The organism is Roseofilum sp. (assembly GCF_982964205.1).
Map to the genome: position 1 here is coordinate 44010 of NZ_CEZBFX010000015.1, position 23728 is coordinate 67737.

Here is a 23728-nt window from a genome sequence, read left to right on the forward strand (position 1 = left end):
GTGTTCCTTTTGATTTTTTCTCTCATTCATTTCTTTTTTTTCGATCCATTCATTTTCATTGGGTTGGACTAAGTATTGACCCAACCTACACTCTAACGCACCCATTACCCATTACCGTGCGAAGCGCTATAAAATTAATCCGTATCTAACCTATAGTGCGTGTATGACAGCCGAAATTATTTGTGTGGGCACAGAGTTACTCCTGGGAGATATTCTCAATCGTAATGCTCAGTTTTTAGCTCAAGAATTGGCAAAGTTGGGGATTCCCCATTACTATCAAACGGTCGTGGGCGATAATGTAGAGCGGCTGAAAAATGCGATCGCCACCGCCCTCGATCGACAGTCAGAAATTATACTCTTTACCGGAGGACTCGGACCCACGCCCGATGACCTCACCTGTGAAACCATTGCCTCCTTCTTTGAAACTCACTTAATTGAGCGCCCGGAAGTCATCGCTGACATTGAAGCCAAATATGCCCAACGGGGACGCACTATGAACCCCAGCAACCGCAAACAGGCGCTCACCCCAGAAGGAGCCATGATTTTGCCTAATCCCAGTGGAACAGCTCCGGGAATTATCTGGCATCCGCATCCTCATTTAACCCTCATGACGTTTCCTGGAGTGCCCAGTGAAATGCATCGCATGTGGAAAGAAACAGCCGTTCCGTATCTCAAACAACAGGGATGGGGCGAAACTATGATTTATAGCCGTACCCTCAAGTTTTGGGGCATTGGGGAATCGGCTTTAGTGGACAAAATACCCGAAGTCTTTGAATATAAAAACCCGACAGTAGCGCCCTATGCGGGCAAAGGGTTGGTGAAGCTGCGGATTTCCACTTGTGCCACATCTCAACCAGAAGCACAAGAGCTGATTAATCCCGTAGAAAGCCATATTCGAGCCATAGCAGGAGAGTATTGCTTTGGCGTGGATGACCAAACCTTAGCAGAAGTAGTTGGCCAGTTATTGTTAGAGTCTGGACAAACCTTAGCCGTCGCCGAATCTTGTACTGGGGGCGGCTTAGGGGCAGCAATTACGGCTGTACCGGGGAGTTCTGCCTACTTTAGGGGGGGAGTCATCGCCTATGATAATCAGGTCAAGATCGGCTTATTAGGGGTCAATCCGGACGATTTAGGAGCATATGGTGCAGTGAGCGATCGCATCGCTGAACAAATGGCCACAGGTATTCAACAGAAATTAAACACCGATTGGGCCCTCAGTATTACAGGCATTGCTGGCCCCGGTGGAGGCACCGCAGAAAAACCCGTCGGCTTAGTTTACATCGGATTAGCCTCACCCAATGGAGAAGTGACCCATTATCGCCAGCAGTTAGCCAGTATACTAGATCGCTCTACCCTACGGGATTTCAGCCAATCTTGGGCCTTAGATCGGCTGCGGAAACACTTGCATAAATCTTAAACTTTTGAAAACTCATGACAACAAAGGTTGCCGATCTGCGATCATTCGTTATGATCAAAGAAAGGATTAAGCCTTTGATTGACTAACCCAGTTTGAATGTACTGGGTTAGAGTTCAGCAAAAGGAGCTTCATACTGAATGGACTATATCGACGAAATCTGGGAAAAAATCAAAGAATTGGCTCGTAAACTGATTGAAGCCCTCTTAGGGCCAGATATCCAACCTGAACCAGAGCCGATTCCAATTCCCGTTAATGACCGCGAATCTAGGCGATAAACTGTTCTATCAACTGAGGATATTAAAACTTGTTGAACGTTTTGGTATTGCACGGCCCTAACCTCAATTTATTGGGGCTGCGAGAACCAGGAATTTATGGTGCGACCACTCTAGCCGAGATTAATCAACAATTGAAAGAGGATGGCAAAACCCTTCAAGTGGAGGTAACCACCCTTCAATCCAATCATGAGGGAGAGTTAGTCGATGCCATCCATCAGGCAGTAGACCGCTATCAAGGCATTGTAATCAATGCGGGAGCTTATACTCATACCAGTGTAGCTCTGCGAGATGCGATCGCTGCCGTTTCTATTCCTACCGTCGAGGTTCACCTCAGCAACATTTACCGTCGCGAACCCTTCCGCCACCACTCCTATTTAGCACCAGTGGTTGTTGGGCAAATTAGCGGTTTCGGTCCAGAAAGCTACCGTTTAGGGTTAAAAGCCCTAGTCTCTCATCAAAACTTTGGGTCTCAAACCCCATCCTTATCGTGAGGTTTAGGCATCACCTTGCCTTCAGCTTGATAAAGATATCAACTTCAGCTAAAAGCTATGGGTTAATAGCTTTTAGCTCTTTGTTCATCAAGCTTTCTTAGGCTTTTGCTTCTTCTTAGCCAAGGGCAAAAATCGGTCGAGAGCAGCCTTAAGCTGATCCAGTTCGTCTTCAATATTTCCCTCACGAGCAGCTCGGCCAATACATTCAGTTAAATGTTCATCTAAAATAATCCGAGAAACTCGATCAATTGCTCCCCGTACTGCAGCCAGTTGGATCAACACATCAGGACAGGGGGTACTTTGTTGTACCATCCCTTTAATCCCTCGGACGTGACCCTCAATTCGCGAGAGTTGATTGACAATTTGCCTCAAGGATTCTTCACTATGAACATGGGGATGTAGGGTATGGGGTTCATGGGGATGGTGATGATGGGGTAAAGACTCAGAAGGATTAGGAGATGGGAAGTGGGTCATGGGATAAAGGTCAATATTGCCAGCCGTGATAACTTGGAGCATGATATTAATTGTAGAACACATTTGAGTTTATGACTCCTGAAGATATTAATAAAGTATTAGACGAGTTATTTGGGGACCAGATTACTGAGGTAAGTCCAGGTTCGTGGAAAATAAATCGGGAAAATTTGCGATTATTAGTACTGCTCTCCGACGATGAATCTTGGGTCATGGGGTTAGCACCAATGGCTCCAGTTGAAGAAGCTAAACCCTTTTTTGAAGACCTATTAGAGTCCAATTTTGAATTCACCCAAGAAACTCGTTATGCTATCCATCAAGGGGTGATATGGGTGGTTTATCGCCATCAGCTAGAGGGATTAAAACCAGAACCCTTTGCTGAGGCAATTGGCCGGTTAACCCGCTTGCAAGAAGAAGGTTTAACTCCTTATTTCCAATCCCAATTAGAACGACAATTACGGATGATTGTAGAAGCCTCCAAAGCCCAAGGACAAACCCGAGAAAGTACCCTGCAAACACTGCATCGATTTTATGAAGAAGGTATGATGGGAGAATTATCGGAAAATGCCCAAGAACGGGAGCAAGTTCTAGCTGCTTGGAAAAAGCAACTCGAGCGACTCTGGCCAGAGGTATAACCATGGATGCAACACGCCCGAAGAGATTAACTCCCTATTTGTTTTTGCTGCCTGCCCTACTAATTTTAAGCTTAACCGTATTTTGGCCCGCTTTACAAGCCATTTACTTAAGCCTATTTAACTATGATTTGATCGGTCAACAAACTCAATGGATGGGGTTAAAAAACTTCCAGCGATTAGGGAGCGATCGCATCTTTTGGCAAACTCTCAGAAATACTCTCCTTTATCTGCTCTGTGTTGTCCCTTTACTGGTTATCCTTCCCCTAGGATTGGCCATTTTAGTCAATCAAAAAATCAAGGGTATCAGTGGATTTAGAGCCGCCTTCTATACCCCCGTAATTATTTCTATGGTCGTCGCCGGAATTGCCTGGCGATGGCTCTATGCAGAAAATGGCTTATTTAACCAAGCCTTAAGTTTTTTTAATCTACCCACGATTCCCTGGTTAACCAGTCCCCAATGGGCCATTTATAGCGTCATGGTCGTCACCATTTGGAAAGGACTGGGCTATTATATGGTTATCTATTTAGCAGGTCTACAAAGTATTCCCCAGGAACTCTACGAAGCTGCTGCTATTGATGGTTCAGATGGCATCATCAAGCATTGGGATCTTACCCTACCGTTGATGAAACCCTATTTGTTTTTAGTCGCCGTTATCTCCGCTATTTCTGCCACTAAAGTTTTTGAAGAAGTGTATATCATGACCCAGGGAGGGCCGAGAAATAGCTCTAAAACTTTGGTTTATTATGTTTATGAACAAGCTTTTCAGAGGTTGGAAATGAGTTATGCTTGTACAATTGGGCTAGTCTTGTTTTTAGTGATTATGGGATTGTCTATTGTGAATTTAAGGTTAAAAAAAATCTCATCATGAACTCAGTTTTGTTATGATATCCCTATTCATCTACCAACAGAATCGTTGCTTTGGCAGAGCGAGCTACATGTTTCCGAAGTGCTAACTCTCCATCCATGGTCTACTCTACTGTTCAGCTCTTTACTTTCCCTACTTATTCTAGCCCTCTTTCGGCAGAGTGACAAAAGAGGGATAGGTGGTGGATTGAAAAGAGCCATGGGAGTATCTCAATTGAACAAAAATTACGTTAAACTCAGAAAGCATCAATGGGTTCACCTACCGTTGAATTGAGGAGTGTAGATTATGAAGCATTATTTACAAAAGATCCTAAGCGTAGGAGCGATCGCCCTCGGAACTGCCCTCGGAACGCTCAGTTTTAATCCCCAACCCGCCCAAGCGCAAGCCGCCTATGGCAGTTATATCGGTGTTGGGCCTGCTGTTGGTTTGGTTGAAGGGGGGAATGCTAACCGGCAAATTGCAGGAGTTATTGCTGTGCGCTACAAATTCCTAGAAATTCCCCTCTCCATGCGGGTACAAGGGTTTATTTTGGGCGGATCGGCGGCAGTCGTTCCCACTGTATCCTATGATTTCCCTCTCAACTGGCAAACCGATGCCTATATTGGTGCAGGCTATTCCTTTGCCAATGGGAATAATGTTTCACCCTTAGGGAATCAAAACGGCTTTGCCCTACAACCAGGAATTGATTACATGATTCCATCGAGTAATGCGGTGATTTTTGGTAATGCAGTCATTGCCTTTGATGCCTATCGAAACACAGGAGAAACGGCAGTTTCTCTGCAAGGGGGAATTGGGTTGAGATTTTAGTGGGGCCAAGTGTAGTGATACAATTCAATTGCATTACTATTACTTAAGTACAGGGGCTGGACGTGGTTCAAGCACCATTATCAAATTCATCTCAGGGGTTAGGGCGATCCCATAACCCCGCTACTCTCCCTAATGAATCCTCATTAGCGGTATGGCTCGATCGCCTCAGCGATCGGATTATTAACGGAAAACGGCTCACCCAAGCAGAAGCTCTGGAACTGACGCAAATTCAAGGTCAGGACAACATCCTCTTACTTTGTGCCGCAGCCGATCGCGTGCGTCAAGAATGCTGTGGTAATGTCGTAGATTTGTGCAGTATCGGCAACGTTAAATCGGGCAGTTGCTCGGAAAATTGTGGCTTTTGTGCCCAGTCTGCTCACCATCCAGGCAAAGATTCCCCCATTTACGGACTCAAATCCACAGAAGAAATTTTAGCCCAAGCCAAAGCAGCCGCAGCCGCAGGCGCTAAACGGTTCTGTCTAGTCAGTCAGGGACGGGGGCCAAAATATAGCTCTTCCCAATCCCAAGAATTTGAACAGGTTTTAGAAACCGTTCGTCAAATTATTGACCAAACTGAGATTAAGCCCTGTTGTGCCCTCGGCGAAGTCACCCCAGAACAAGCTCAAGCCTTAAAAGAGGCCGGAGTCACTCGCTATAACCATAACCTAGAAGCCTCTGAGGACTTTTTCCCCTCCATCGTCAGTACCCACCAATGGCGCGATCGCGTGGAAACGATCAAAAACCTCAAAGCCGTTGGCATTCAAGCCTGTGCTGGCGGTATTTTAGGCATGGGGGAAAGCTGGGAAGATCGGGTCAATTTAGCCCTCTCCCTCCGGGAATTAGACGTAGAATCTGTGCCCTTAAATCTACTTAATCCCCGGGAAGGAACGCCCTTAGGGGAACGTTCCCAACTCGATCCCTACGAAGCTCTGAAGGCGATCGCCATTTTCCGCCTCATCCTACCCGAACAAATCATCCGCTATGCCGGTGGACGGGAAACTGTCATGGGAGAACTGCAAGCCCTAGGACTGCAAGCTGGCATTAACGCCATGCTCATTGGTCACTATCTCACCACCCTAGGACAACCTCCAGAAGCCGACCATCAAATGCTCGCTTCTTTAGGACTTGAAGGGGGAGAAGCCCCCATTCCTGGAGGGCATTGAAATCCAGCAATGTGATTCGTTTAAATGAACTGTTGTGGGCGTTCATTGGCCTGCTTCTTACCATTGGGGGAACCTTTTTAGAAGCCTTTATTGCCTCCCCCATGTGGTCTTTTCGAGACCATCTTTTATCCCTCCATTCCCTAGGTGTAACCTATCAGATTGGAGGCGTTTTATTAGTGGGGTGCATGGGAGGTAAAAAAGCCGGAGTTTTATCTCAAATCGGTTATTTAATCATGGGCTTAACCTGGTTTCCCGTATTTTCCCAAGGAGGAGGATTAGGCTATCTCCAAGAACCCTCCTTTGGCTATTTGCTCGGATTCATTCCTGGAGCCTGGATTTGTGGTATTTTGGCGTTTCGCTTTCCTCCACGCCTGGAATTTTTAGCCCTGAGTTGCCTGGGGGGATTAGTCAGTATTCATCTGACAGGTATCTTATATTTAAGTTTGACTGAGCTATTTTCTTGGACTCCAGAAAGCAGCCAACAGCTCTTAAATACAATTATACAATATTCTCTGTTTCCCCTTCCCGGACAACTGGTGGTTGCTTGTGCAGCAACAGTCATTGCTTACCTCTTGCGCCATTTGATGTTTTATTAAATGAATAATACAGCTAACTTGCTCGATGAAATTCAAGAAAAATCCCTTATTTTGGATATTGGCGTTAATTAGTTTAATATTGGATCACCTAGCTAAGTTTTGGACGATCCAGAATTTTGAATTACATGAGAGTTGGCCGCTCATACCCGGTGTTTTCCATTTGACCTACGTGCGCAATTATGGCGCTGCCTTTAGCTTATTTAGTGAAAATGGAGAATGGTTGCGTTGGCTATCCTTGGGGGTGAGTTTGGCTCTCATGGGTTTGGCATTGTATGGGCCAAAAATGACTCGCTGGGAGCAGGCGGGTTATGGCTTTATTTTAGGGGGTGCTTTAGGCAATGGCATTGACCGGTTTGTGGCTGGGTATGTGGTGGATTTTCTCGATTTTCGATTGATTCGCTTTCCAGTCTTTAATTTAGCGGATGTCGCCATTAATATCGGTATTATTTGTTTGTTAATCGCTACAATTTATCCGGAAATGAGAACCAAGAAAAAGGCTTAATACCCAGAGCCAATCTTCCGGTATGGTGATGGTGTAAGTTCTATAGCAATTGATGCAGCTTTTGATAAAGGAAAACGTTTGATGCAAATTACCAATACCATCCACTTCCGAAACCTCAAAGGGGATATTTTCGGGGGGCTAACTGCCGCCGTCGTTGCCTTACCGATGGCCCTCGCTTTTGGAATTGCCTCGGGTGCTGGCGCTTCTGCGGGGTTATGGGGGGCGATCTTAATCGGATTTTTCACCGCTTTGTTTGGCGGTACTCCCAGCCTGATCTCCGAGCCTACCGGCCCGATGACGGTTATTGTGACAGCAGTAATTGCCGAATTAATGGCCAAAAATCCAGATAGCCCAGAAACTGGTCTGGCCATGGCTTTTACCGTGGTGATGATGGCAGGAGTTTTTCAAATTATCTTCGGTGTCCTGCGACTGGGAAAGTATATTACAATGCTTCCCTATAACGTCATTTCGGGTTTTATGACCGGAATTGGTGTGATTCTGATTTTTCTGCAAATTGCTCCGTTTATCGGGCAACAAACCCCCCCTGGTGGGGTACTTGGGGTAATTAAAGCATTCCCGGATTTAATTTCTAATATCAGTCCCTGGGAAACCTTTTTAGGGTGGATTACTTTAGGAATTTTGTTCTTTTATCCCACACAACTGAAAAAACTTATGCCGCCTCAACTGGTGGCTTTGGTGATTGGAACGGGTATCTCTTTGATGTTTTTTAGAGATATTGATATCCGCACGATCGCCACTATTGGAGAAATCACTCCCGGTTTACCAGAACTGCACATGCCGACATTTACCCCAGGCACTTTGCGGTTAATGTTTGTGAATGCGATGGTTTTAGGCATGGTCGGTTCCATTGATTGCCTCTTAACCTGTTTAGTATCGGATAGTTTGACTCGGACTGAACATAAATCGAATAAGGAATTAATCGGTCAAGGGGTTGCCAATTTAATTACCGGTTTGTGTGGGGGCATTGCGGGTTCTGGGGCAACGACCGCCACTGTAGTCAGTATTCAAGCTGGAGGACGCACTGCTTTAGCGGGAATTAGTCGCGCTTTAGCCTTATTAATTGTGGTGTTATGGGCCGCCCCGTTAACTTCAGGAATTCCCCTGGCTGTTTTAGCTGGAATCGTCTTAAAAGTGGGGATTGATATTATTGATTGGGGATTCCTGAAACGGGTTCATACAATTTCTTGGAAGGCTGCTGGAATTGTTTATAGTGTGGTTCTTCTGACGGTGTTCGTGGATTTAATGGTGGCGGTAGCGGTGGGCGTTTTCATCGCCAATATTTTAACCATTGAACGTCTGGATGAACTGCAATCTCAGTCTGTCAAAGCGATTACTGATGCCGACGATCAAATCGTAATGAGTCAGGAAGAAAAGGGAATTTTAGATGCGGCTAATGGTCGGGTTTTGCTGTTCCATTTGAGCGGGCCGATGATTTTTGGGGTAGCGAAAGCGATTTCCAGAGAACATGGTGCGATTGGGAGTTATGATGTGTTGATTGTCGATTTGAGTGAAGTGCCGATTCTTGGTGTTACTTCTTCTTTGGCGATCGAAAATGCGATCCAAGAGGCGATCGATGATGGACGAGATGTAATTGTGGTTGGGGCAACCGGAAAGGTGAAACGTCGTTTAGAAAAGCTCGGTATTGCTGGCTTAATTTCCGGCGATCGCTGGATGGGCGATCGCCTAACCGCCCTGAAGGAAGGTTTACACATAGTTCGGCAAAAACAAGCCTCGAATACCATTTCTCTTTAATGCTCCCTATCGATCCTGGGGAAGGCAAGGGGCCCCCAGCCCCTTATTTGGGCTTGAGGGTCTTGATTAAAAAGTAGAACCCAATGGTTAGAGCGAGGATGATGGAAGAAATACCGAATAGAACGAGGGGATGGAACTTACTGATATCGAGGATGATGACTTTGCGGGCGATCGCCACCATGGCCACCAGGAAAATGATTTCCACATGGATGACTTCTTCTTCGAGATAGACCTTAGTAGCTTCAATCAGTTCTAAGCCAATGATAATCAATAAAAAATAATCAAATATTTTTAGAATTTCTTGGATATTGAGCAATAAGAAATGAGGCTTGTTTTGCATTTGCTCAAATAAGATGAAGCCTAATTCAATCGTGCCTAAAAAAACGACAAAAACCAGCATTAACAACAAAAAGAAGGCAATGAGACGTTCAAATGTCTCTAAAAACTTCTTCATAATTTTAATCAATCGATTCATACTCTCCTCTTAAAGATAGTCAGTTTTAAAGTTGTTAACGGGTAGACTCAGAGTTATTGCAGGAGATGATGACCCTAGGTATAAAGAATCGAGAACTTTTAGCTAGAGAGAAACATCAGTTAAATTAGAGAGAGTCGTATCTCCTCCGAACTGATTTAACTAAGGCAACCTATGAGTTCTCAACCTCCTGGCCCTCCGAATAACCTTCTGGGTACACTTACCCAAGTCGCGCAAACGATCCAAGCAAAAGTTCAACTTGCACAACTGGCCCTGAAACCAAAGGCCCGGGTGGCTAAACTGATGGTGGAGGAGACGGAAGGAGAAGCACCCAAGGAATATCCCCTATTGGGCGATCGCATTCTGATTGGACGCTCTTCAAAATCCTGCGATATTGTGATTCGGAACCCGGTCGTGAGCCAGATCCATTGTTCCTTGATTCGGGACTCAAAACAAGGGTTTACGATTAAAGACGAGGGGGCAACGAATGGTATCTATCGGGGGCGGCGAAAAGTACCGGAAATGCGCCTTTATCATGGCGCTCTCCTGACGCTGGGGCCCCCAGAATTACAAGCTTCGGTTACCCTGCGCTATACCAATCCCCCCCCTTGGCCGATTCAGGTGCTGCGCTATAGTGCCTATGGGTTGGGCGGTTTAACCGCCTTGGTGACGCTCGCCATTTTAATGGAATGGCAAAAAGTTAATATTTCTCCTTTGCCCCGCAATATTCAAGGACCGGTGATTGTGTATGCGCGGGATAATGAAACCCCACTCGTGCCTCCCACCAATCAAGCTCACTTAGAACTCCCTCGCCTTTCTGAGTTTTCCCCCCATCTGGCTAAAGCTCTGATCGCTTCAGAAGATAGCCGCTTTTATTGGCATTTTGGGGTCGATCCCATTGGTACACTTCGGGCTATTCGGGCGAATTTGAGAGGAGGAGGAATTCAACAAGGCGGAAGCACCATTACCCAACAGTTGGCTCGCAGTTTATTTCGGGAGTATGTGGGCACATCAGATACGGCCGATCGTAAACTGCGGGAGGCGATTGTGGCTCTGAAATTAGAGACGTTTTATAGTAAGGATACTTTGCTACTCACCTATCTAAATCGGATTTTTATTGGGGGTGCAAACTATGGTTTTGAAGATGCGGCGCAGTATTATTTGGGTAAGTCAGCGAGGGATCTCACCCTTTCTGAAGCAGCAACTTTAGTGGGCATGTTACCGGCTCCCAATAGTTTTAATCCGATTCGAGATTATCAGGCAGCGATTCGTCAACGGGATGGGGTGTTGTATCGGATGGAAAAATTGGGGATGATTTCCGTAGAGGAAGCGAACCGAGCGAGGCGATCGCGCATTCAAGTTAACCCCAAGGCCCTAGAACAGTTTAATCGCTCCATTGCTCCCTATTTCCATGATTATGTGTTTATGGAATTGGAGGAATTATTAGGAACGGGTTTGGCGCGAGAGGGCAATTTTATTATTGAAACCGGTTTAGATCCGCAGATGCAAGAAATTGCCGAGCAAAATCTGGAACAGGCGATCGCCACCACGGGAGAAAATTTTAATTTTGACCAGGGCGCGCTAGTCACCCTCGATAGTCAAACCGGAGAAATTTTAGCCCTATCCGGCGGTAAAAATTATCGCGAGAGTCAATTTAATCGGGCCGTGCAAGCCTATCGTCAACCTGGATCGACCTTTAAAGTATTTGCCTATGCTGCTGCTCTAGAAGAGGGCATTTCCCCTTGGAAAACCTATTCCTGTGCCCCTTTAACTTGGCAAGGTCAATCCTATCGGGGCTGCGAGCGCAGTGGCGGGGCGATTGATATGGCCGTTTCTATGGCCCAATCGGAAAATTCGGTGGCTCTGCGTATCGCTCAGGACGCAGGTTTAAATGATGTGGTGCGTATGGCTCGGATGTTGGGTATCAATGCTGACTTAAAGGCGGTTCCCGGTTTAATCCTGGGTCAAAGTGAAGTCACCCCCCTAGAAATGACTGGCGCATTTGCCGTTTTTGGCAATTCTGGAGTATACCATCGCCCCCATGCCATTCGCCGCATTCTGGACAGCAGTGATTGTGCTGTACCCAATCAAATGGATACCTGTCGGGTGATTTATGATTATGCCCAAGATCCAAAAGGGAATTACTCCGTACTTTCACCGGAAGTCGCGAAAACCATGACTGCGTTGTTACAAGGAGTAGTGAGTCAGGGCACTGGAGGTAATGCGTATTTGGGATGGGGAGAAGCAGGAAAAACGGGAACAACCAATAATGGGGTGGATCTGTGGTTTGTTGGCTATATTCCTAGTCGCAGTTGGGTGACGGGGATTTGGTTAGGAAATGATGATAATACACCGACCTATGGCAGTAGCGCTCAAGCGGCTCAGGTTTGGGGGGATTATATGGGGGATTTGATGGATTGACATACTCGACTGGCTTATTCATTGCGATCGGTCATTGGCGATCGTTAGAATTATTGAGTTTAGTTAATAAAAGTTAATAATAAAGCCTAAATATTTCATACAGGACAAGGCATAATATGTGCAACTAAAATCCAGCATTTATAGTTCTAAAATTGCTCTGTATTGAGTAGCGAGTTGTTTTCTCGGTTCTGGCTCCCCACTAGAATTGTGATAATTTTGTAAAATAAATTTACATCAGCACATTAATCACCCATCCATGACCACCCAATTTAGTGCCACTCAATCGGTTAACCTCAATGTTCCGCCCCAACCGATTCCCATTCAGCATTATCTACGGCAACCCAAACGTCTCGTTAATGCCTTGACTGCTGAAAGTCAAATTGAACACTTAAGTGACGAAATTTGTCGGCTGAAAATGCGTCCTTTGACGTTTATGATGTTTACCTTCCAACCGACAGTAGACCTAAAGGTTTGGGCAGATGCTCGCGGAAATGTACAATTGCAATCGGTCAATTGTCACATTCGAGGTATTGAATATATTAATCAGCGGTTTCGTCTAGACTTAAAAGGTAAACTTTGCCCCCAACAATATGGCGATCGCACAACTCTTCATGGAAAAGCCAACTTAGTCGTGCAAGTAGAACTGCCACCCCCCTTGAATCTCACCCCATCCTATATCCTTGAAAATACGGGGAATGGATTACTCAGAAGTGTCCTTTTAACTATTAAACAGCGTTTGATGCACCAACTGCTGTGGGATTATCGCCATTGGGTACAGAATAGTCAATCCTTGGATAAGCCTCAGCCATCCAATGCTCCAAACTTAGAAGCCTTAGTTAATCCCCATCAGGCTTAGTCCTCCTGATGAAAATAGAGGGATCGCTGATTAGCTATTATTAACGGGAAACGTCGATCGCTTTAGGGCTAAGATAATGGTATGAACACTTAGGGGCATCTTCAAAGATGAAACGTTATCCAGAAGCTCAGACCCATCCCTCCAGTTTTAGCCAGGCTTGGCGCGCTCTCTCTCTTCATTATCTTACCCCTTGTGTTCTCTTGGCCCTCGGAACCGCCAGCAATATCATTTATGCCCATGTTCCTCTCGTCGCTTTTGCTGCAATGAGTGGAGTAATGTTACAGAAGCGAAAGGCGATCGCCATTTCAGCGATGATTTGGTCGATCAATCAACTCATTGGCTTTGCCATCCGAGGGTATCCCCTCTCTGGAAGTGCCTTCACCTGGGGGGCGCTTATGGGAATAGGAACCCTCGGCGTTGCCTTCTTTGCCAGTCAAAAACCGACCTTTAGCCAGAATACTTGGGTTGGTCATCTCCTCTGGAATTTGATTGCCCTTATTGGTGGTTTTGTTCTGTATCAAGGTCTGATTTTATTGGCCTATCCTCTACTCAGTGACGGTCATTTCATTGACTCGGCGATCGTTTTGCGATTATTCGTCAAACAAATGACTTGGGGAGGAGCGATCGCTCTTGGGTACAACCTCTTACTCTGGCGTACCCAAAATGTTACCTTATCCAAAACTCATCCGCAATAAACGGCTCAAAAAAATGACACACTTTTCCCCTTGGGTAACTCCCCTGAACCATCGCACCATTGAACCCCTCTATGGAGGACACCAGATCGAATACGAAGACTTTCCTTGCACGATTGATATCACCGGCCCTTTACTCTACACCCTATTTCAAGAGCGTTGGCAAGACGTGCAAATTGGTCATGTTGTCGAAGGAAGTGTCTTAGAACTCGAATTTACCGAAGCACCCAAAATCTGTATTCTCTATGATGGCTATCTTACCGTCGTCACCCAAGCCTGGCACTTGCACCTGTGTCTCGAAGAACACCTAGGTGGGCCCTTATGCAAAACGCCCCCAGAACTGCGCCAACAACGACTCATTCAACGAGCGTCTCTCTACCGTCGCCTGAATGAAAAGGGACAACCCCGCAGTTGGGGGATTCAGTTTTGGAATGGAGCGGGAGAAAAAATGATGAATTTATTTTTACCCAATCCATTTTTAGGGGAGGATGAAGACCTTTTACCCGTGGGTAAACCTCGGTTAGAAAAGCTGAGTTTGTACGAAGAATTACGCCAGATTTATGTGTTAGGGACTCAACCTATTCCCTACAACCACAATCCCCTCAAACGTCCTTACCTTTCCGTCTGTCGCTCCAGTCGCTGTTATCCCTCGCGCCAGTGGAAACCCATCTATGAGGCACTCCAGCAAGCGGTAGAAGAAACCGGTGCTGAGGTCACGGTCATGAACGCAGGCTGCTTAGAGGTTTGTAAACTCGGCCCCGTCGTTTTTTACTCTGGAGATAGAACCTGGTACACCCGCGTTACCCCAGAAGTAGCCAAGCAAATTGTTCAAGATCATGTTATTGAAGGTAAACAAGTCTCTAAACATCTCTATCCCTCCAACTAATGATGATATAGCAGTGAACTTGTTAAGTTAGGATGCTTAGCTTATGATTTGAGGCGATAGGCAATAGAAAATGTCCTAACTCTCCCTTTCGCTGCTATACCATACTGGAGGGAATAAAGCGAACTTGCCCCCTTACTCATCGGATAAAATCAATTGTTTGCGGTGAGTATGACGCACGGAAAACTCCGGTGAATCTAAAGAATTTTCAGAACCACGACTAATGAATTCAAACAGATAAACCACATCCATGGGACGCAATAGAGTTCCGTCATTGCGGCAACTGCCCAGATAACGAATGTGGGCTAAACCGTCAGCAGAAAATGATTCTAACTCTAATTCAAATAACTGTTCGCGAAGGTTAACCCGTTTACGTTTGCCAGATTTAGTTTTCCCTTCCTTGATGATTTCCTGGCGGTCTAAAATAGACTCAATCCAATCTTGCCATTCCTGGGAAGTGACTGCCACCGAACACTCTAGGATAATCTGATATTCTGCCCGCTCTAACAACTTGGCGCTGCTTTTCCCTTTTAAGGGGACTTCTATCGCCTCGTAAAGGGGACATTCCGCAGGCAGTTGGGCGCGAAGACGCTGTAAAAAGTCTTCTGGCGCTACTGGCTGGGTTAATTCAAAATCGACTAATTCGCCACTGCTCGTGATGCCTAATGAGAGGGCACTGGCAACCATGATGCGGGGGCCAGGATGATATCCTCCACTATAGGAAACGGGTAAGCCAGCCCGACGTACTGCCCGGTCAAGCAGTCTTAACCAGTCTAAATGACTGATTTGCCCCATTTCTCCTTGTTTGCCCCATTTGACTCGTAAGCGTTGAACCGGCGGTACTTTCGTATTGTCGCGAACTTCTAGAGCGGGAATGGGAGGTGGGGTAACGACGATATTATGGCCGAAGTTGGTTCCACAGACTCCGCAGTGGGAACAACTGTCAAAGGAACAGTCGGGAACGGTGGTGGCTTCGAGGGCGCGTTTAAGGTCATCTTTGAGCCAGGTTTTGGTAATTCCGGTGTCGATGTGATCCCAAGGGAGGGGTTGATCTAAAAGAGATTCAGATGAGGAGGTGTTTTCTGCAAGGTGGTCAGGTAGAGCGTGCCAGGTTCCTTCGGTAATTTGGCGATATTTCCAGGTGAGTCCAGCCCGATCGATCGCCTCTTCCCAAGCATTATAAGCTGTGTCAAGGCTTTCCCACCAGGCATCCATCCCCGCGCCACGCTTCCAGGCTTCCAGAATAACTGGACCGAGTTGGCGATCGCCCCTTGAAAGAAAATCTTCCATGGCCGATAATCGGATATCGGTAAAATGGGCCTTGACTCCCCGCATCTGCCGAAATTCTTCACGCAGTAAGTCCTGCTTGCGTGCAAATGCTGCGGTAGACACGCTATGCCACTGAAAAGGCGTATGAGGTTTAGGCGTAAAGTTGGAGATGGTAAGGGTAACCCCCAAGCGTTTGCGAGTGCGAGTATAACATTCTTGCTGGAGCCAATGGACCGTTTCAGCAATGCCTAACACATCTGCGTCCGTTTCTCCAGGCAAGCCAATCATAAAGTAAAGTTTAACCCGATCCCATCCCTGATCGTAAGCACTCTTTACCCCGCGCAAGAGTTCTTCATTGGTCAACCCTTTATTAATAATGTCGCGCATTCGTTGCGTTCCCGCTTCGGGAGCAAACGTGAGAGAACTTTTGCGCGTCCCTCCAACGATGTTACCAATGTTTTCATCAAAGCGGTCTACCCGTTGACTGGGAAGGGAGAGGGCAATTTTCTTTTCTTGAAGACGGTTTCTGAGTTCGAGTCCGACAGCAGGAAGGGCAAGATAGTCAGAACAACTGAGGGAAAGGAGGGAGATTTCATTATAGCCCGTAGTTTGAATCCCTTGTTCGATCGCCTCAATCACCGCATCTGGGTCAACATCTCGCGCTGGACGAGTGAGCATTCCCGGTTGGCAAAAGCGGCAACCTCTGGTGCATCCGCGCCGAATTTCCATAGTTAAACGGTCGTGGATGGTTTCAATATAGGGCACAAGGGCGACGGAATAGGCGGGCATGGGGGGAGCCGTTCGTCGTAAAATGCGATCGGGTACATCATCACGCAGGGGAACCACGCTTCCGTCTGGCATGGGTTGATAAAATTGGGGCACATAGACTCCGGGGATTTGCGCCAGATCCAGGAGTAAATCTAAGCGGCTTAAGGTATTATTTAAACCTTCTTCGACAATTAAGCCAATTTCTGTCAGCAATTCCTCCCCATCTCCCAGAGCCATAAAATCAAAGAATTGGGCATAAGGTTCCGGGTTGGATGTAGCGGTTTGTCCACCGGCAAAGACTAGGGGAAAATCACCTTGGTTGCGCTCTTCCCAGGTGAGGGGAATACGGGCAAGATCGAGCATTTCCAGGATATTGGTGGCTCCGAGTTCGTAGCTGAGACTAAAGCCAATGATATCGAATTCTTGCAGAGCGCGACGAGATTCAAGGGCAAAGAGAGGGGTTTGGGTCTCCCGGAGTTTAGCACTGAGGTCGGGGCCGGGTAAATAAGTGCGATCGCACAGTTGGCGGGGTTGGGCATTAATAATATTGTATAGAATTTGATGTCCCAGATTGGATGAGCCTAATTCATACAATTCTGGATAACTCAATACCCAATGCACCTGAGTCTCTGACCAAGATTTATAGGCTGCCCCTAATTCATTACCGATATAGCGAGCGGGTTTATGGATATCAGGGGTCAGTAATTGATCGATAGCAATAACCATAAGTTCACCTCTCGTATAATCTGTGTTCTCGATATGACGATTACGCCGTCAGTGGGAGTGATCGTACAAACCTCTAGGATATCGTAGGAACGATTCGCCTGTCTTTTAGGTTTGAGAGCGATCGCGATAAAATCAAGAGAAACCCCGGTTCAGCTTATGCAACTCAAATCCTATCCTAGAGATTACTTGCCCTCAGCTCAAGATTTACCCGACTCAGATGAAACCCCTGTGGATAACGAACTGCAAGATTTAATCCCCACTCTCCTCAAAGCAATGTTGGCCTCTATTTGGTCAGAGCGCATGGATTGGTTTTTTGGGGTAGATATGGGAGTTTACACCGATCCAAACCAACTCGCAATTGTCCCCGATGGATTTTTGAGTATCGGTGTGCCCAGAATCATTGATGAAGGTTTACGCTTATCTTATGTTCTTTGGGAAGAGCAACAAGTGCCGACTTTAGTGTTAGAGGTAGTCTCAAAAACACCAAGGGGAGAATATGTTGAGAAAAAACAAAAGTATGCTCAACTGGGAGTTCTCTACTATGTAATTTATAATCCCCTACGGAAAAAGAAACAGAAGCTAGAGGTTTATCAACTTGAGGGAGGTAAATATCAATTATTACCTGGGGAACCGATAGGGTTATCCCAACTGAATTTAGGTATCGGTAGAGATCGAGGGACTTATCAAGGCATTACCAGAGAATGGCTCTATTGGTATGATGAGAATGGCGATCGCTATCCGACTCCAGAGGAGAGAGCAGAAAGTGCTGAACGAGAGCTAGAGAAGGAACGTCAAGAAAAAGAACTAGAAAGCGATAGAGCCGATCGCGCCGAATTGGATTTACAACAGCTACGCGAGAAACTAAAACAATTAAATATCGATCCCGATGCTCTATTGTAGTTTCTTCAGAGTACAAATCACAAAATAATCTTAAACCTATAAATTCACCCCTAATTCAGCTAACATTTCATCCGATGTTTCTTCAATATTGATTGCACCAGATGCTCTCAAATGGTTATTGAGAGCATCAGATGGAATTGTGTAATCTATTACTTGAACAGCAATGAATAGAGTATTGGAGTCTTGAATAATTGCATCCCACCAAAACCAGTATCTTGGTTCAATGGATAAATCAAACCAACTAATCCAATCCATTACTGACCATTTCTCTTGTTCTATTTCTTGCACAACCGTCCCTTTAAAATTATTCCATTCTCCGTGTCTCTGTGTCCTCCCCACTCAAATTTTAAAAGCATTCCCTTGAGAGTTACCCAGCTTCAGGACTTCTCTTATAGGTATCATTACTTTAACCAATCGATCTGGCTAAACCTTGATCCCTCATGATCCCCAGCATTTGGTGATCGAAGTCACTTAATTTGCACTAATTCGATCACATCTGAGCCTAGATATTGACAGTTAACTAGAGGTATATCAAAAAAGTGAGGTTCAATCATGACACCCACCAGTTTAATCCGTCGGCTAGTAGAACAGATTCTCTACCTAAAGCGGCTCACCCCCGAACTAGAAAATGCCATTAATGCCGAATTAACACGCTTAGGCCATATTTCCGATGTCGATTATGAAGCCCTAGAATTGTTGATGAGCGAAATGGATGAAGGGCGTATTCAATTGGTTTCTAACCCCTAGTGTTCTGATTCTGGGTTCTGATGAAGGTTCCATAGACGATCGATAAAGGATCTTAACTGCTGATGGTGTTCACTTCTGTTAGAATCAGTGGGGTGCATTGCTCCTAAGTGAGTAATAATAGGAATCACTTCTGTGTCAAAGGCCAGATGGAATGCATGGACTGGCCATAAGAGATCTGGGCCCTGGCGTACATCATAATAAGGGGGCAGATCCGTTAACAGAGGGCTATCATTCTCAGTTGATTTCACCAAGATTAAAGGGCGCACCCAAGCCAAACCCCTCGCGATAACAATCTGAATCACTTCAGTATAGAGGCGATCGCCGTTCACTTCTAAATATACAATTTGACAAGGTTGGATATTGTCCAGGCTCTCCATTGTTACTGAAGAATAGCGAATCACTAATCACCCGTTATAGCTTCAAAAGTCTAGTATACAGTGATTCTCTCTTCTATGGAGTAAAGCTTGGAGGGTTAGACCCTAAGTAATACAAGGTATGTCCTATTCTCTAGTGCAAAGCACTATACCTACCCTAGAACACTTTAACAAAACGTCACACTTCCTCCTAAGGAATGCTATAATCTCACTTTAGGTCTATCAAAGAGCGCTGTATCAAGCCAATCAGAGTTCTTAGCATTTAATCACTCAAATACAAATGCTTTCCTTTGATTCATTCACCAGAGGTCTAAAGCTATGTCTGTGGAAACCATTGAAAAACGGTCAACAACTCGCAAAATTGCCCCTCGTTATCGAGTTCTGCTCCATAACGATGAATTCAACACCATGGAGTATGTCGTCGAAACACTCCTAAAAACAGTATCAAGTTTAACTCAGCCCCAGGCCGTGAGTATTATGATGGAAGCCCACAATAGTGGACTAGCCTTAGTGATCGCCTGCGCTCAAGAACATGCTGAGTTTTACTGTGAAACTCTGAATAATCACGGACTCACTAGCACCATTGAGCCAGAAGAATAAGACCTCTAACCCCATAAGAGAAAGAAAAAAAGCACCAGCCATGCAAAGAATCCTCCGATTTTTGGTGGTGCTTTTGTGTGTTTGGTTGCCCATTGCCTTGCCTATTTATCTCTGGGTTCGAGATCCTAACTGGCAAAGTATTTTGGCGATGGGGATTTTGTACATTGAGTTCCTGTTGCTGGTTTATGTTTGGTCTCGCTGGGTTGATCCCATTCCCCATCTGGGCAAATACTATGGAGTCAGCTTAAACCGAGCAAACCGCCTAGAGTTTTTCGCTGGTTTGTGGATTGCTGTTTCTGTACTTTTAGGATTGTTTACGATACAAGAGTTAATGGGTTGGGTAACGTGGAGACCTTTACCCCCATCAATGGCTCAAGTCATCTTAGAAGCAATTCTCATTGGCTTCGGAGTCGGTTGTGCAGAAGAGCTATTTTTTCGCGGGTGGTTCCTGAGTGAACTGCAACGGGACTATTCCCCGAACCGCAGTGCTTGGATCAACACTCTTATTTTTGCCGTGCTGCACTTTATTAAACCCTTAGGGGAAATTATGCGAACCTGGGTTCAGTTTCCGGGTTTGGTGCTGTTAGGTTTAACCCTAGTTTGGGCAAAATATGCAACCTATGGACGATTAGGATTATCCATTGGTCTGCACGGGGGGTTAGTGGCCACATTTTATGTAATTAATGTGGGTCAGTTAATTGAATATACACAAACAGTTCCCCCTTGGATAACCGGTATTGATCAAAATCCCCTAGCGGGTATGATGGGAATATTATGTCTCAGTGGGATTGGCTTTTGGGTCAGACGGCGATCGCGAAGACGGCTGAAAGGCTCAAATCCCTGATAAACCAGGCATCCTTACGGGGTAACCTCGAATCTTATGAACACCGTTGTCGTTGAGTCTCACCCTTGTATCCTAGTGATTGAGAGTGATACAAACTTAGCTGAAAAAATGAGTCTGGACTTACGAGAATCGGGTTACGATCCAGTTGTGGCAAGCGATCCAAAACTCTGTCTGACTCAAGTCGATCAGATTAAACCCAATTTAGTAATTATCGATCGCATGTTAGTGGGAGATTCTGGGTTAAGCGTTTGTGAAAAAATGAGGGGACAGGGAATTGTAGCCCCGATATTAATGTTAATGGCCAAAGATACGGTAGAAGACCGGGTGGCGTGTCTAGAGTCCGGAGCAGATGATTATTTCATTAAACCCTATCGTACAGAAGAATTTTTAGAACGACTGCGACTGTATATCAAAAGCGATACGGAAAATAATGAACAGTTGCGCTTTAGTGACCTGATTTTGGATCTTGGTTCTCGCAGAGCCTTTCGGGATGGACGGGAGATCGAGTTAACGATGAAGGAATTTGAATTGCTCAAGTGCTTGATAGAACATCCCCGTGATGTCTTAACCCGCGAACAGATTTTAGAACAAGTTTGGGGATATGACTTTATGGGAGAATCGAATGTGATTGAGGTCTATATCCGTTACTTACGACTGAAAATTGAACATGAGGGTGAAAAGCGTCTCATTCAGACGGTGCGCGGAGTTGGATATGTTTTGCGGGAACCTTAGCAATGAGAAAGAAGAGAACAGTGACCAGATTTTCCTCTACAATTGAGTACATCTCGATCCTCCTAAATCACCCTTTCGAAGGAGCTAGCAAAGATCAAAACGCAGCTTACAAGAGGTCAAAGCGCTCTAGTATCGCTGTGGTAGGATTAGCTCTGTTGTTGAGTCTGGGGATGATTGGATGTGCCGGATCGACGGCTCCGCCTCTTGCTGTCGATCCTCTCTCTGAGGAGAATTTCAAGGGACAGCAGTTAGAAGTCTCCGCACAAGTGGCGATCGCCGGGGAAATCATTGAACTAGAAGTCGCTCGCACTCGCGAACAACAAGCTTTAGGATTAATGTATCGACCACAATTACCGGACAATCGGGGAATGTTATTCCCATTTGCTGATTCTAGACTCCTGACATTTTGGATGAAAAATGTCCCGGTTCCCTTAGATATGATATTTTTGCTTGATGGAGAAGTGAAGGCGATCGCTGCTTCTGTTCCTCCTTGTAACACAGCTTCGTGTCCCGTTTATGGCCCGAATGAACCGGTCAATCAGGTGATTGAGTTGCGCTCTGGACGAGCAGCAGAGTTAGGTCTACAAGTGGGCGATCGTCTTGAGATTCAGTTTTTAGATTCTCTCTAAATATACAGAACACAACTGTCGATTCTTCCCTCCTCCCTCCCCCTTCTTCAATCTGTTTCTAGATCCCTTACGGGTCAAGGGTTTTTGCTCGTTTAGTCTCCAATCTCTATGGCTCAGAGTTGATCCCCAAAGGCAAAACCCGTTAAAATTCTGTAAAAGGGTTTACAAAACCGTAAAGATTTGATAGAGTTAGGAACTTAAACCCTAATAAAGTTATAATCAATATCCAAAGATCTAGTGAAACGGGTCAAGCTGCGCTCAGAACCGTCCAGATCCCCCGGAACTTTAAATCCGGTTTATCAGACTCTTACCTTTGGTCAGAATGTGATCGAGATCCTATTTCAAGATGGGAGAAGATCACATCAGGGATTAAACCTCTTGATTTATCCTTGTACGATGGGGACAGAATATAAACTGACTCCCCCACCACCCAATTAACAAATTCTGATTTCACAATACACTTTTAAGACAATGAGGTGAAAAATTTGATTATGTCCCCCGGAAGCTACGCCAAACTAATTCGATTTTTACAAGACGAGTTATCGATCTCTTCTTCTTCAATCTCCTTAGCAATGAGACAATGCGAGCACGATCCCGGCCCCTTACCTATGGTGTTGTGGCAATACGGTTTAGTCACTTTAGAGCAACTCGATCAAATCTTTGATTGGCTCGAAACCGCCTAGAGATTGAGTCAAGTTGAATCAAACTATGGAGGCTAGGATTTTATCATTGCTCTCAAACAGATTTTAATTAATTCCTGGATCACGCTTTTTCGGCACATCCTGAAAAGGCTCACCATCCAGAAGGGGGTTGAAGATTCAGCCCCCTTTTGGCAATTGTTGCTACAATAATTGGGAAATTGATTCTGTGCATTCAGCTCAATTCCCTAATTGTGAAACTTGAAGTGTTCTATGGAGTTATCAAAACTGATTTTAAGGGGGCTTAAAGCCGATCATTTCCGTCATCCCCTGGATCGAGAAGCGACACAAGCGCTCAAGCAACTGCCCGGACTGGATATGGTCATCCGTAATTTACTCGCTCCACTGGGGGAAAAGTATTTCTATTTGGATAATATTGCCTCAAGTATTTTGGTGAGCGATCGCCAACTGCCCCATTTACACCAGTTACTCCTAGAAGCCAGTCGAATCTTAGACCTCGAACCGCCCCAACTCTACATCAAGCAACATCCGGTTCCTAATGCCTATACCTTCGCCATGCGAGGACGACAACCATTCATGGTTGTTCATACCTCCCTCATTGAACTACTCACCCCTGAAGAAATTCAAGCCGTTATTGCCCATGAGTTAGGCCATCTCAAATGCGACCATGGGGTATACCTGACGTTAGCGAATTTGATGGTACTCGGAGCTAGTTTAGTCCCCGCCTGGGGAAGCCTCATGGCTCAACAACTGCAAACCCAGTTAATGGAATGGGTAAGATGTGCGGAATTTTCCTGCGATCGCTCCGCCCTCTTAGTGAGCCAAAATCCCAGAACCGTCATGTCCGTCTTAATGAAACTTGCGGGTGGATCGCCCTCTCTTGCTCCCCAACTTAACTTAGATGCCTTTATTGACCAAGCCCGTGCCTACGATCAAATTGATGATAGCGAACTGGGTCAACTGCTCAAACAAGCACAAAATGCTGAACTCACTCACCCAGTTCCCGTACTCCGCGCTAGGGAAGTGGATCGATGGGCAAGTACCCAAGATTATGAAAACCTGTTGCAAACTCTAAAAATAGGCTATAATCTTAAAAGTGTCCCCAAGGGCGGATGGCGAAATTGGTAGACGCACCACACTCAAAATGTGGCACCTTCGGG

Annotated in this window: 26 protein-coding genes and 1 pseudogene; 22 read left to right on the forward strand and 5 right to left on the reverse strand. The window is 45.6% G+C overall.

Translation table 11 applies throughout. The features are described 5' to 3' along the window. Positions 1 to 163 precede the first annotated feature (163 nt). The 3 genes from AC3A14_RS06565 to aroQ all read left to right on the forward strand — a co-directional run bounded on the left by AC3A14_RS06565 (position 164) and on the right by aroQ (position 2183). The gene (locus AC3A14_RS06565; protein WP_318732262.1) at positions 164 to 1417 is read left to right on the forward strand and encodes a competence/damage-inducible protein A; all 1254 of its coding nucleotides are present in this window, start codon (positions 164 to 166) and stop codon (positions 1415 to 1417) included. 137 nt (positions 1418 to 1554) lie between these two features. Then, on the forward strand, positions 1555 to 1692 hold the full coding sequence (locus AC3A14_RS06570; protein WP_271936943.1) for a hypothetical protein: 138 nt from the start codon (positions 1555 to 1557) through the stop codon (positions 1690 to 1692). A gap of 29 nt (positions 1693 to 1721) precedes the next feature. Beyond that, positions 1722 to 2183, forward strand: a complete 462-nt coding sequence (gene aroQ / locus AC3A14_RS06575; protein WP_318700968.1) for a type II 3-dehydroquinate dehydratase — start codon at positions 1722 to 1724, stop codon at positions 2181 to 2183. Positions 2184 to 2270: 87 nt separating this feature from the next. On the opposite strand, the gene AC3A14_RS06580 is transcribed toward aroQ, so the two are convergent. Further along, positions 2271 to 2657 carry a metal-sensing transcriptional repressor gene (locus tag AC3A14_RS06580; RefSeq protein ID WP_413039067.1) on the reverse strand — a complete coding sequence of 129 codons (387 nt, stop codon included), beginning with the start codon at positions 2655 to 2657 and terminating at the stop codon, positions 2271 to 2273. Between the two features lie 71 nt (positions 2658 to 2728). Between AC3A14_RS06580 and AC3A14_RS06585 the strand changes: the two genes are divergently transcribed. The 7 genes and pseudogenes from AC3A14_RS06585 (at position 2729) to bicA (ending at position 8996) form a co-directional block, all read left to right on the forward strand. Next, positions 2729 to 3289 (forward strand): type III secretion system chaperone family protein, encoded by a 561-nt coding sequence (locus AC3A14_RS06585; protein ID WP_318732261.1) that lies wholly within the window; start codon positions 2729 to 2731, stop codon positions 3287 to 3289. Between the two features lie 2 nt (positions 3290 to 3291). Further along, complete coding sequence (locus AC3A14_RS06590; RefSeq protein ID WP_318732260.1) at positions 3292 to 4158, forward strand: carbohydrate ABC transporter permease; 867 nt, start codon at positions 3292 to 3294, stop codon at positions 4156 to 4158. A 282-nt stretch (positions 4159 to 4440) separates the two neighbouring features. Beyond that, the gene (locus AC3A14_RS06595; protein WP_318732259.1) at positions 4441 to 4962 is read left to right on the forward strand and encodes a hypothetical protein; all 522 of its coding nucleotides are present in this window, start codon (positions 4441 to 4443) and stop codon (positions 4960 to 4962) included. A 170-nt stretch (positions 4963 to 5132) separates the two neighbouring features. Beyond that, positions 5133 to 6125: pseudogene (gene bioB / locus AC3A14_RS06600) on the forward strand (biotin synthase BioB); the annotation flags it as partial. A gap of 11 nt (positions 6126 to 6136) precedes the next feature. Continuing rightward, the gene (locus tag AC3A14_RS06605; RefSeq protein ID WP_318732256.1) at positions 6137 to 6721 is read left to right on the forward strand and encodes a biotin transporter BioY; all 585 of its coding nucleotides are present in this window, start codon (positions 6137 to 6139) and stop codon (positions 6719 to 6721) included. Between the two features lie 25 nt (positions 6722 to 6746). Further along, on the forward strand, positions 6747 to 7223 hold the full coding sequence (lspA, locus tag AC3A14_RS06610) for a signal peptidase II (protein ID WP_318732255.1): 477 nt from the start codon (positions 6747 to 6749) through the stop codon (positions 7221 to 7223). Positions 7224 to 7304: 81 nt separating this feature from the next. Further along, positions 7305 to 8996 carry a bicarbonate transporter BicA gene (bicA, locus tag AC3A14_RS06615; protein WP_318732254.1) on the forward strand — a complete coding sequence of 564 codons (1692 nt, stop codon included), beginning with the start codon at positions 7305 to 7307 and terminating at the stop codon, positions 8994 to 8996. A 43-nt stretch (positions 8997 to 9039) separates the two neighbouring features. On the opposite strand, the gene AC3A14_RS06620 is transcribed toward bicA, so the two are convergent. Beyond that, on the reverse strand, positions 9040 to 9471 hold the full coding sequence (locus tag AC3A14_RS06620) for a phosphate-starvation-inducible PsiE family protein (RefSeq protein WP_271937437.1): 432 nt from the start codon (positions 9469 to 9471) through the stop codon (positions 9040 to 9042). Positions 9472 to 9642: 171 nt separating this feature from the next. Here AC3A14_RS06620 and AC3A14_RS06625 point away from each other — a divergent pair, with 171 nt between their 5' ends. The 4 genes from AC3A14_RS06625 to AC3A14_RS06640 all read left to right on the forward strand — a co-directional run bounded on the left by AC3A14_RS06625 (position 9643) and on the right by AC3A14_RS06640 (position 14323). Continuing rightward, on the forward strand, positions 9643 to 11889 hold the full coding sequence (locus AC3A14_RS06625) for a transglycosylase domain-containing protein (protein ID WP_318732253.1): 2247 nt from the start codon (positions 9643 to 9645) through the stop codon (positions 11887 to 11889). A 256-nt stretch (positions 11890 to 12145) separates the two neighbouring features. Beyond that, positions 12146 to 12745 (forward strand): DUF1997 domain-containing protein, encoded by a 600-nt coding sequence (locus tag AC3A14_RS06630; protein WP_318732251.1) that lies wholly within the window; start codon positions 12146 to 12148, stop codon positions 12743 to 12745. Between the two features lie 107 nt (positions 12746 to 12852). Continuing rightward, the gene (locus AC3A14_RS06635) at positions 12853 to 13440 is read left to right on the forward strand and encodes a hypothetical protein (protein ID WP_318732250.1); all 588 of its coding nucleotides are present in this window, start codon (positions 12853 to 12855) and stop codon (positions 13438 to 13440) included. Between the two features lie 13 nt (positions 13441 to 13453). Next, on the forward strand, positions 13454 to 14323 hold the full coding sequence (locus AC3A14_RS06640; protein ID WP_318732249.1) for a (2Fe-2S) ferredoxin domain-containing protein: 870 nt from the start codon (positions 13454 to 13456) through the stop codon (positions 14321 to 14323). A 132-nt stretch (positions 14324 to 14455) separates the two neighbouring features. On the opposite strand, the gene AC3A14_RS06645 is transcribed toward AC3A14_RS06640, so the two are convergent. After that, entirely contained in the window at positions 14456 to 17083 is a 2628-nt protein-coding gene (locus AC3A14_RS06645; protein ID WP_318732248.1) for a TIGR03960 family B12-binding radical SAM protein, read from the reverse strand. Between the two features lie 156 nt (positions 17084 to 17239). Between AC3A14_RS06645 and AC3A14_RS06650 the strand changes: the two genes are divergently transcribed. After that, the gene (locus AC3A14_RS06650) at positions 17240 to 17983 is read left to right on the forward strand and encodes a Uma2 family endonuclease (RefSeq protein WP_318732247.1); all 744 of its coding nucleotides are present in this window, start codon (positions 17240 to 17242) and stop codon (positions 17981 to 17983) included. A gap of 36 nt (positions 17984 to 18019) precedes the next feature. Here AC3A14_RS06650 and AC3A14_RS06655 read toward each other — a convergent pair whose 3' ends face one another. Continuing rightward, positions 18020 to 18271, reverse strand: a complete 252-nt coding sequence (locus AC3A14_RS06655) for a hypothetical protein (RefSeq protein ID WP_318732246.1) — start codon at positions 18269 to 18271, stop codon at positions 18020 to 18022. Between the two features lie 264 nt (positions 18272 to 18535). Between AC3A14_RS06655 and AC3A14_RS06660 the strand changes: the two genes are divergently transcribed. Continuing rightward, on the forward strand, positions 18536 to 18730 hold the full coding sequence (locus AC3A14_RS06660; RefSeq protein ID WP_271937451.1) for a hypothetical protein: 195 nt from the start codon (positions 18536 to 18538) through the stop codon (positions 18728 to 18730). On the opposite strand, the gene AC3A14_RS06665 is transcribed toward AC3A14_RS06660, so the two are convergent. After that, positions 18727 to 19107 carry a hypothetical protein gene (locus AC3A14_RS06665; RefSeq protein WP_318700986.1) on the reverse strand — a complete coding sequence of 127 codons (381 nt, stop codon included), beginning with the start codon at positions 19105 to 19107 and terminating at the stop codon, positions 18727 to 18729. The genes AC3A14_RS06660 and AC3A14_RS06665 overlap by 4 nt on opposite strands. A 315-nt stretch (positions 19108 to 19422) precedes the next feature. Here AC3A14_RS06665 and clpS point away from each other — a divergent pair, with 315 nt between their 5' ends. From clpS to AC3A14_RS06695, 6 genes are all read left to right on the forward strand, one after another. Next, complete coding sequence (gene clpS, locus AC3A14_RS06670; protein WP_318700987.1) at positions 19423 to 19704, forward strand: ATP-dependent Clp protease adapter ClpS; 282 nt, start codon at positions 19423 to 19425, stop codon at positions 19702 to 19704. A 40-nt stretch (positions 19705 to 19744) separates the two neighbouring features. Further along, entirely contained in the window at positions 19745 to 20548 is an 804-nt protein-coding gene (locus AC3A14_RS06675) for a type II CAAX endopeptidase family protein (protein WP_318732245.1), read from the forward strand. A gap of 36 nt (positions 20549 to 20584) precedes the next feature. Beyond that, positions 20585 to 21280 (forward strand): response regulator transcription factor NblR, encoded by a 696-nt coding sequence (gene nblR / locus AC3A14_RS06680; RefSeq protein WP_318732244.1) that lies wholly within the window; start codon positions 20585 to 20587, stop codon positions 21278 to 21280. Between the two features lie 170 nt (positions 21281 to 21450). After that, positions 21451 to 21909, forward strand: coding sequence for a DUF192 domain-containing protein (locus AC3A14_RS06685; protein ID WP_413039068.1), 459 nt, complete (start codon positions 21451 to 21453; stop codon positions 21907 to 21909). Positions 21910 to 22400: 491 nt separating this feature from the next. Further along, a complete protein-coding gene (locus AC3A14_RS06690; protein WP_271937459.1) occupies positions 22401 to 22592 on the forward strand; it encodes a DUF2949 domain-containing protein in 192 nt (63 codons plus the stop codon). A gap of 228 nt (positions 22593 to 22820) precedes the next feature. After that, complete coding sequence (locus AC3A14_RS06695) at positions 22821 to 23696, forward strand: M48 family metallopeptidase (RefSeq protein ID WP_318732242.1); 876 nt, start codon at positions 22821 to 22823, stop codon at positions 23694 to 23696. Positions 23697 to 23728 lie beyond the last annotated feature (32 nt).

What these genes read in the sequence shown, in the direction of transcription:
- AC3A14_RS06640 (WP_318732249.1), top strand. Translation starts at nt 13,454, where the DNA reads ATGACACACTTTTCCCCTTGGGTAACTCCCCTGAACCATCGCACCATT.
- AC3A14_RS06675 (WP_318732245.1), top strand. Translation starts at nt 19,745, where the DNA reads ATGCAAAGAATCCTCCGATTTTTGGTGGTGCTTTTGTGTGTTTGGTTG.
- AC3A14_RS06630 (WP_318732251.1), top strand. Translation starts at nt 12,146, where the DNA reads ATGACCACCCAATTTAGTGCCACTCAATCGGTTAACCTCAATGTTCCG.
- AC3A14_RS06695 (WP_318732242.1), top strand. Translation starts at nt 22,821, where the DNA reads ATGGAGTTATCAAAACTGATTTTAAGGGGGCTTAAAGCCGATCATTTC.
- AC3A14_RS06690 (WP_271937459.1), top strand. Translation starts at nt 22,401, where the DNA reads ATGTCCCCCGGAAGCTACGCCAAACTAATTCGATTTTTACAAGACGAG.
- AC3A14_RS06595 (WP_318732259.1), top strand. Translation starts at nt 4,441, where the DNA reads ATGAAGCATTATTTACAAAAGATCCTAAGCGTAGGAGCGATCGCCCTC.
- AC3A14_RS06620 (WP_271937437.1), bottom strand. Translation starts at nt 9,471, where the DNA reads ATGAATCGATTGATTAAAATTATGAAGAAGTTTTTAGAGACATTTGAA.
- lspA (WP_318732255.1), top strand. Translation starts at nt 6,747, where the DNA reads ATGAAATTCAAGAAAAATCCCTTATTTTGGATATTGGCGTTAATTAGT.
- AC3A14_RS06660 (WP_271937451.1), top strand. Translation starts at nt 18,536, where the DNA reads ATGACACCCACCAGTTTAATCCGTCGGCTAGTAGAACAGATTCTCTAC.
- bicA (WP_318732254.1), top strand. Translation starts at nt 7,305, where the DNA reads ATGCAAATTACCAATACCATCCACTTCCGAAACCTCAAAGGGGATATT.
- AC3A14_RS06650 (WP_318732247.1), top strand. Translation starts at nt 17,240, where the DNA reads ATGCAACTCAAATCCTATCCTAGAGATTACTTGCCCTCAGCTCAAGAT.
- AC3A14_RS06565 (WP_318732262.1), top strand. Translation starts at nt 164, where the DNA reads ATGACAGCCGAAATTATTTGTGTGGGCACAGAGTTACTCCTGGGAGAT.
- AC3A14_RS06665 (WP_318700986.1), bottom strand. Translation starts at nt 19,107, where the DNA reads ATGGAGAGCCTGGACAATATCCAACCTTGTCAAATTGTATATTTAGAA.
- AC3A14_RS06585 (WP_318732261.1), top strand. Translation starts at nt 2,729, where the DNA reads ATGACTCCTGAAGATATTAATAAAGTATTAGACGAGTTATTTGGGGAC.
- AC3A14_RS06685 (WP_413039068.1), top strand. Translation starts at nt 21,451, where the DNA reads ATGATTGGATGTGCCGGATCGACGGCTCCGCCTCTTGCTGTCGATCCT.
- AC3A14_RS06590 (WP_318732260.1), top strand. Translation starts at nt 3,292, where the DNA reads ATGGATGCAACACGCCCGAAGAGATTAACTCCCTATTTGTTTTTGCTG.
- nblR (WP_318732244.1), top strand. Translation starts at nt 20,585, where the DNA reads ATGAACACCGTTGTCGTTGAGTCTCACCCTTGTATCCTAGTGATTGAG.
- AC3A14_RS06625 (WP_318732253.1), top strand. Translation starts at nt 9,643, where the DNA reads ATGAGTTCTCAACCTCCTGGCCCTCCGAATAACCTTCTGGGTACACTT.
- AC3A14_RS06580 (WP_413039067.1), bottom strand. Translation starts at nt 2,657, where the DNA reads ATGACCCACTTCCCATCTCCTAATCCTTCTGAGTCTTTACCCCATCAT.
- clpS (WP_318700987.1), top strand. Translation starts at nt 19,423, where the DNA reads ATGTCTGTGGAAACCATTGAAAAACGGTCAACAACTCGCAAAATTGCC.
- AC3A14_RS06635 (WP_318732250.1), top strand. Translation starts at nt 12,853, where the DNA reads ATGAAACGTTATCCAGAAGCTCAGACCCATCCCTCCAGTTTTAGCCAG.
- AC3A14_RS06645 (WP_318732248.1), bottom strand. Translation starts at nt 17,083, where the DNA reads ATGGTTATTGCTATCGATCAATTACTGACCCCTGATATCCATAAACCC.
- AC3A14_RS06570 (WP_271936943.1), top strand. Translation starts at nt 1,555, where the DNA reads ATGGACTATATCGACGAAATCTGGGAAAAAATCAAAGAATTGGCTCGT.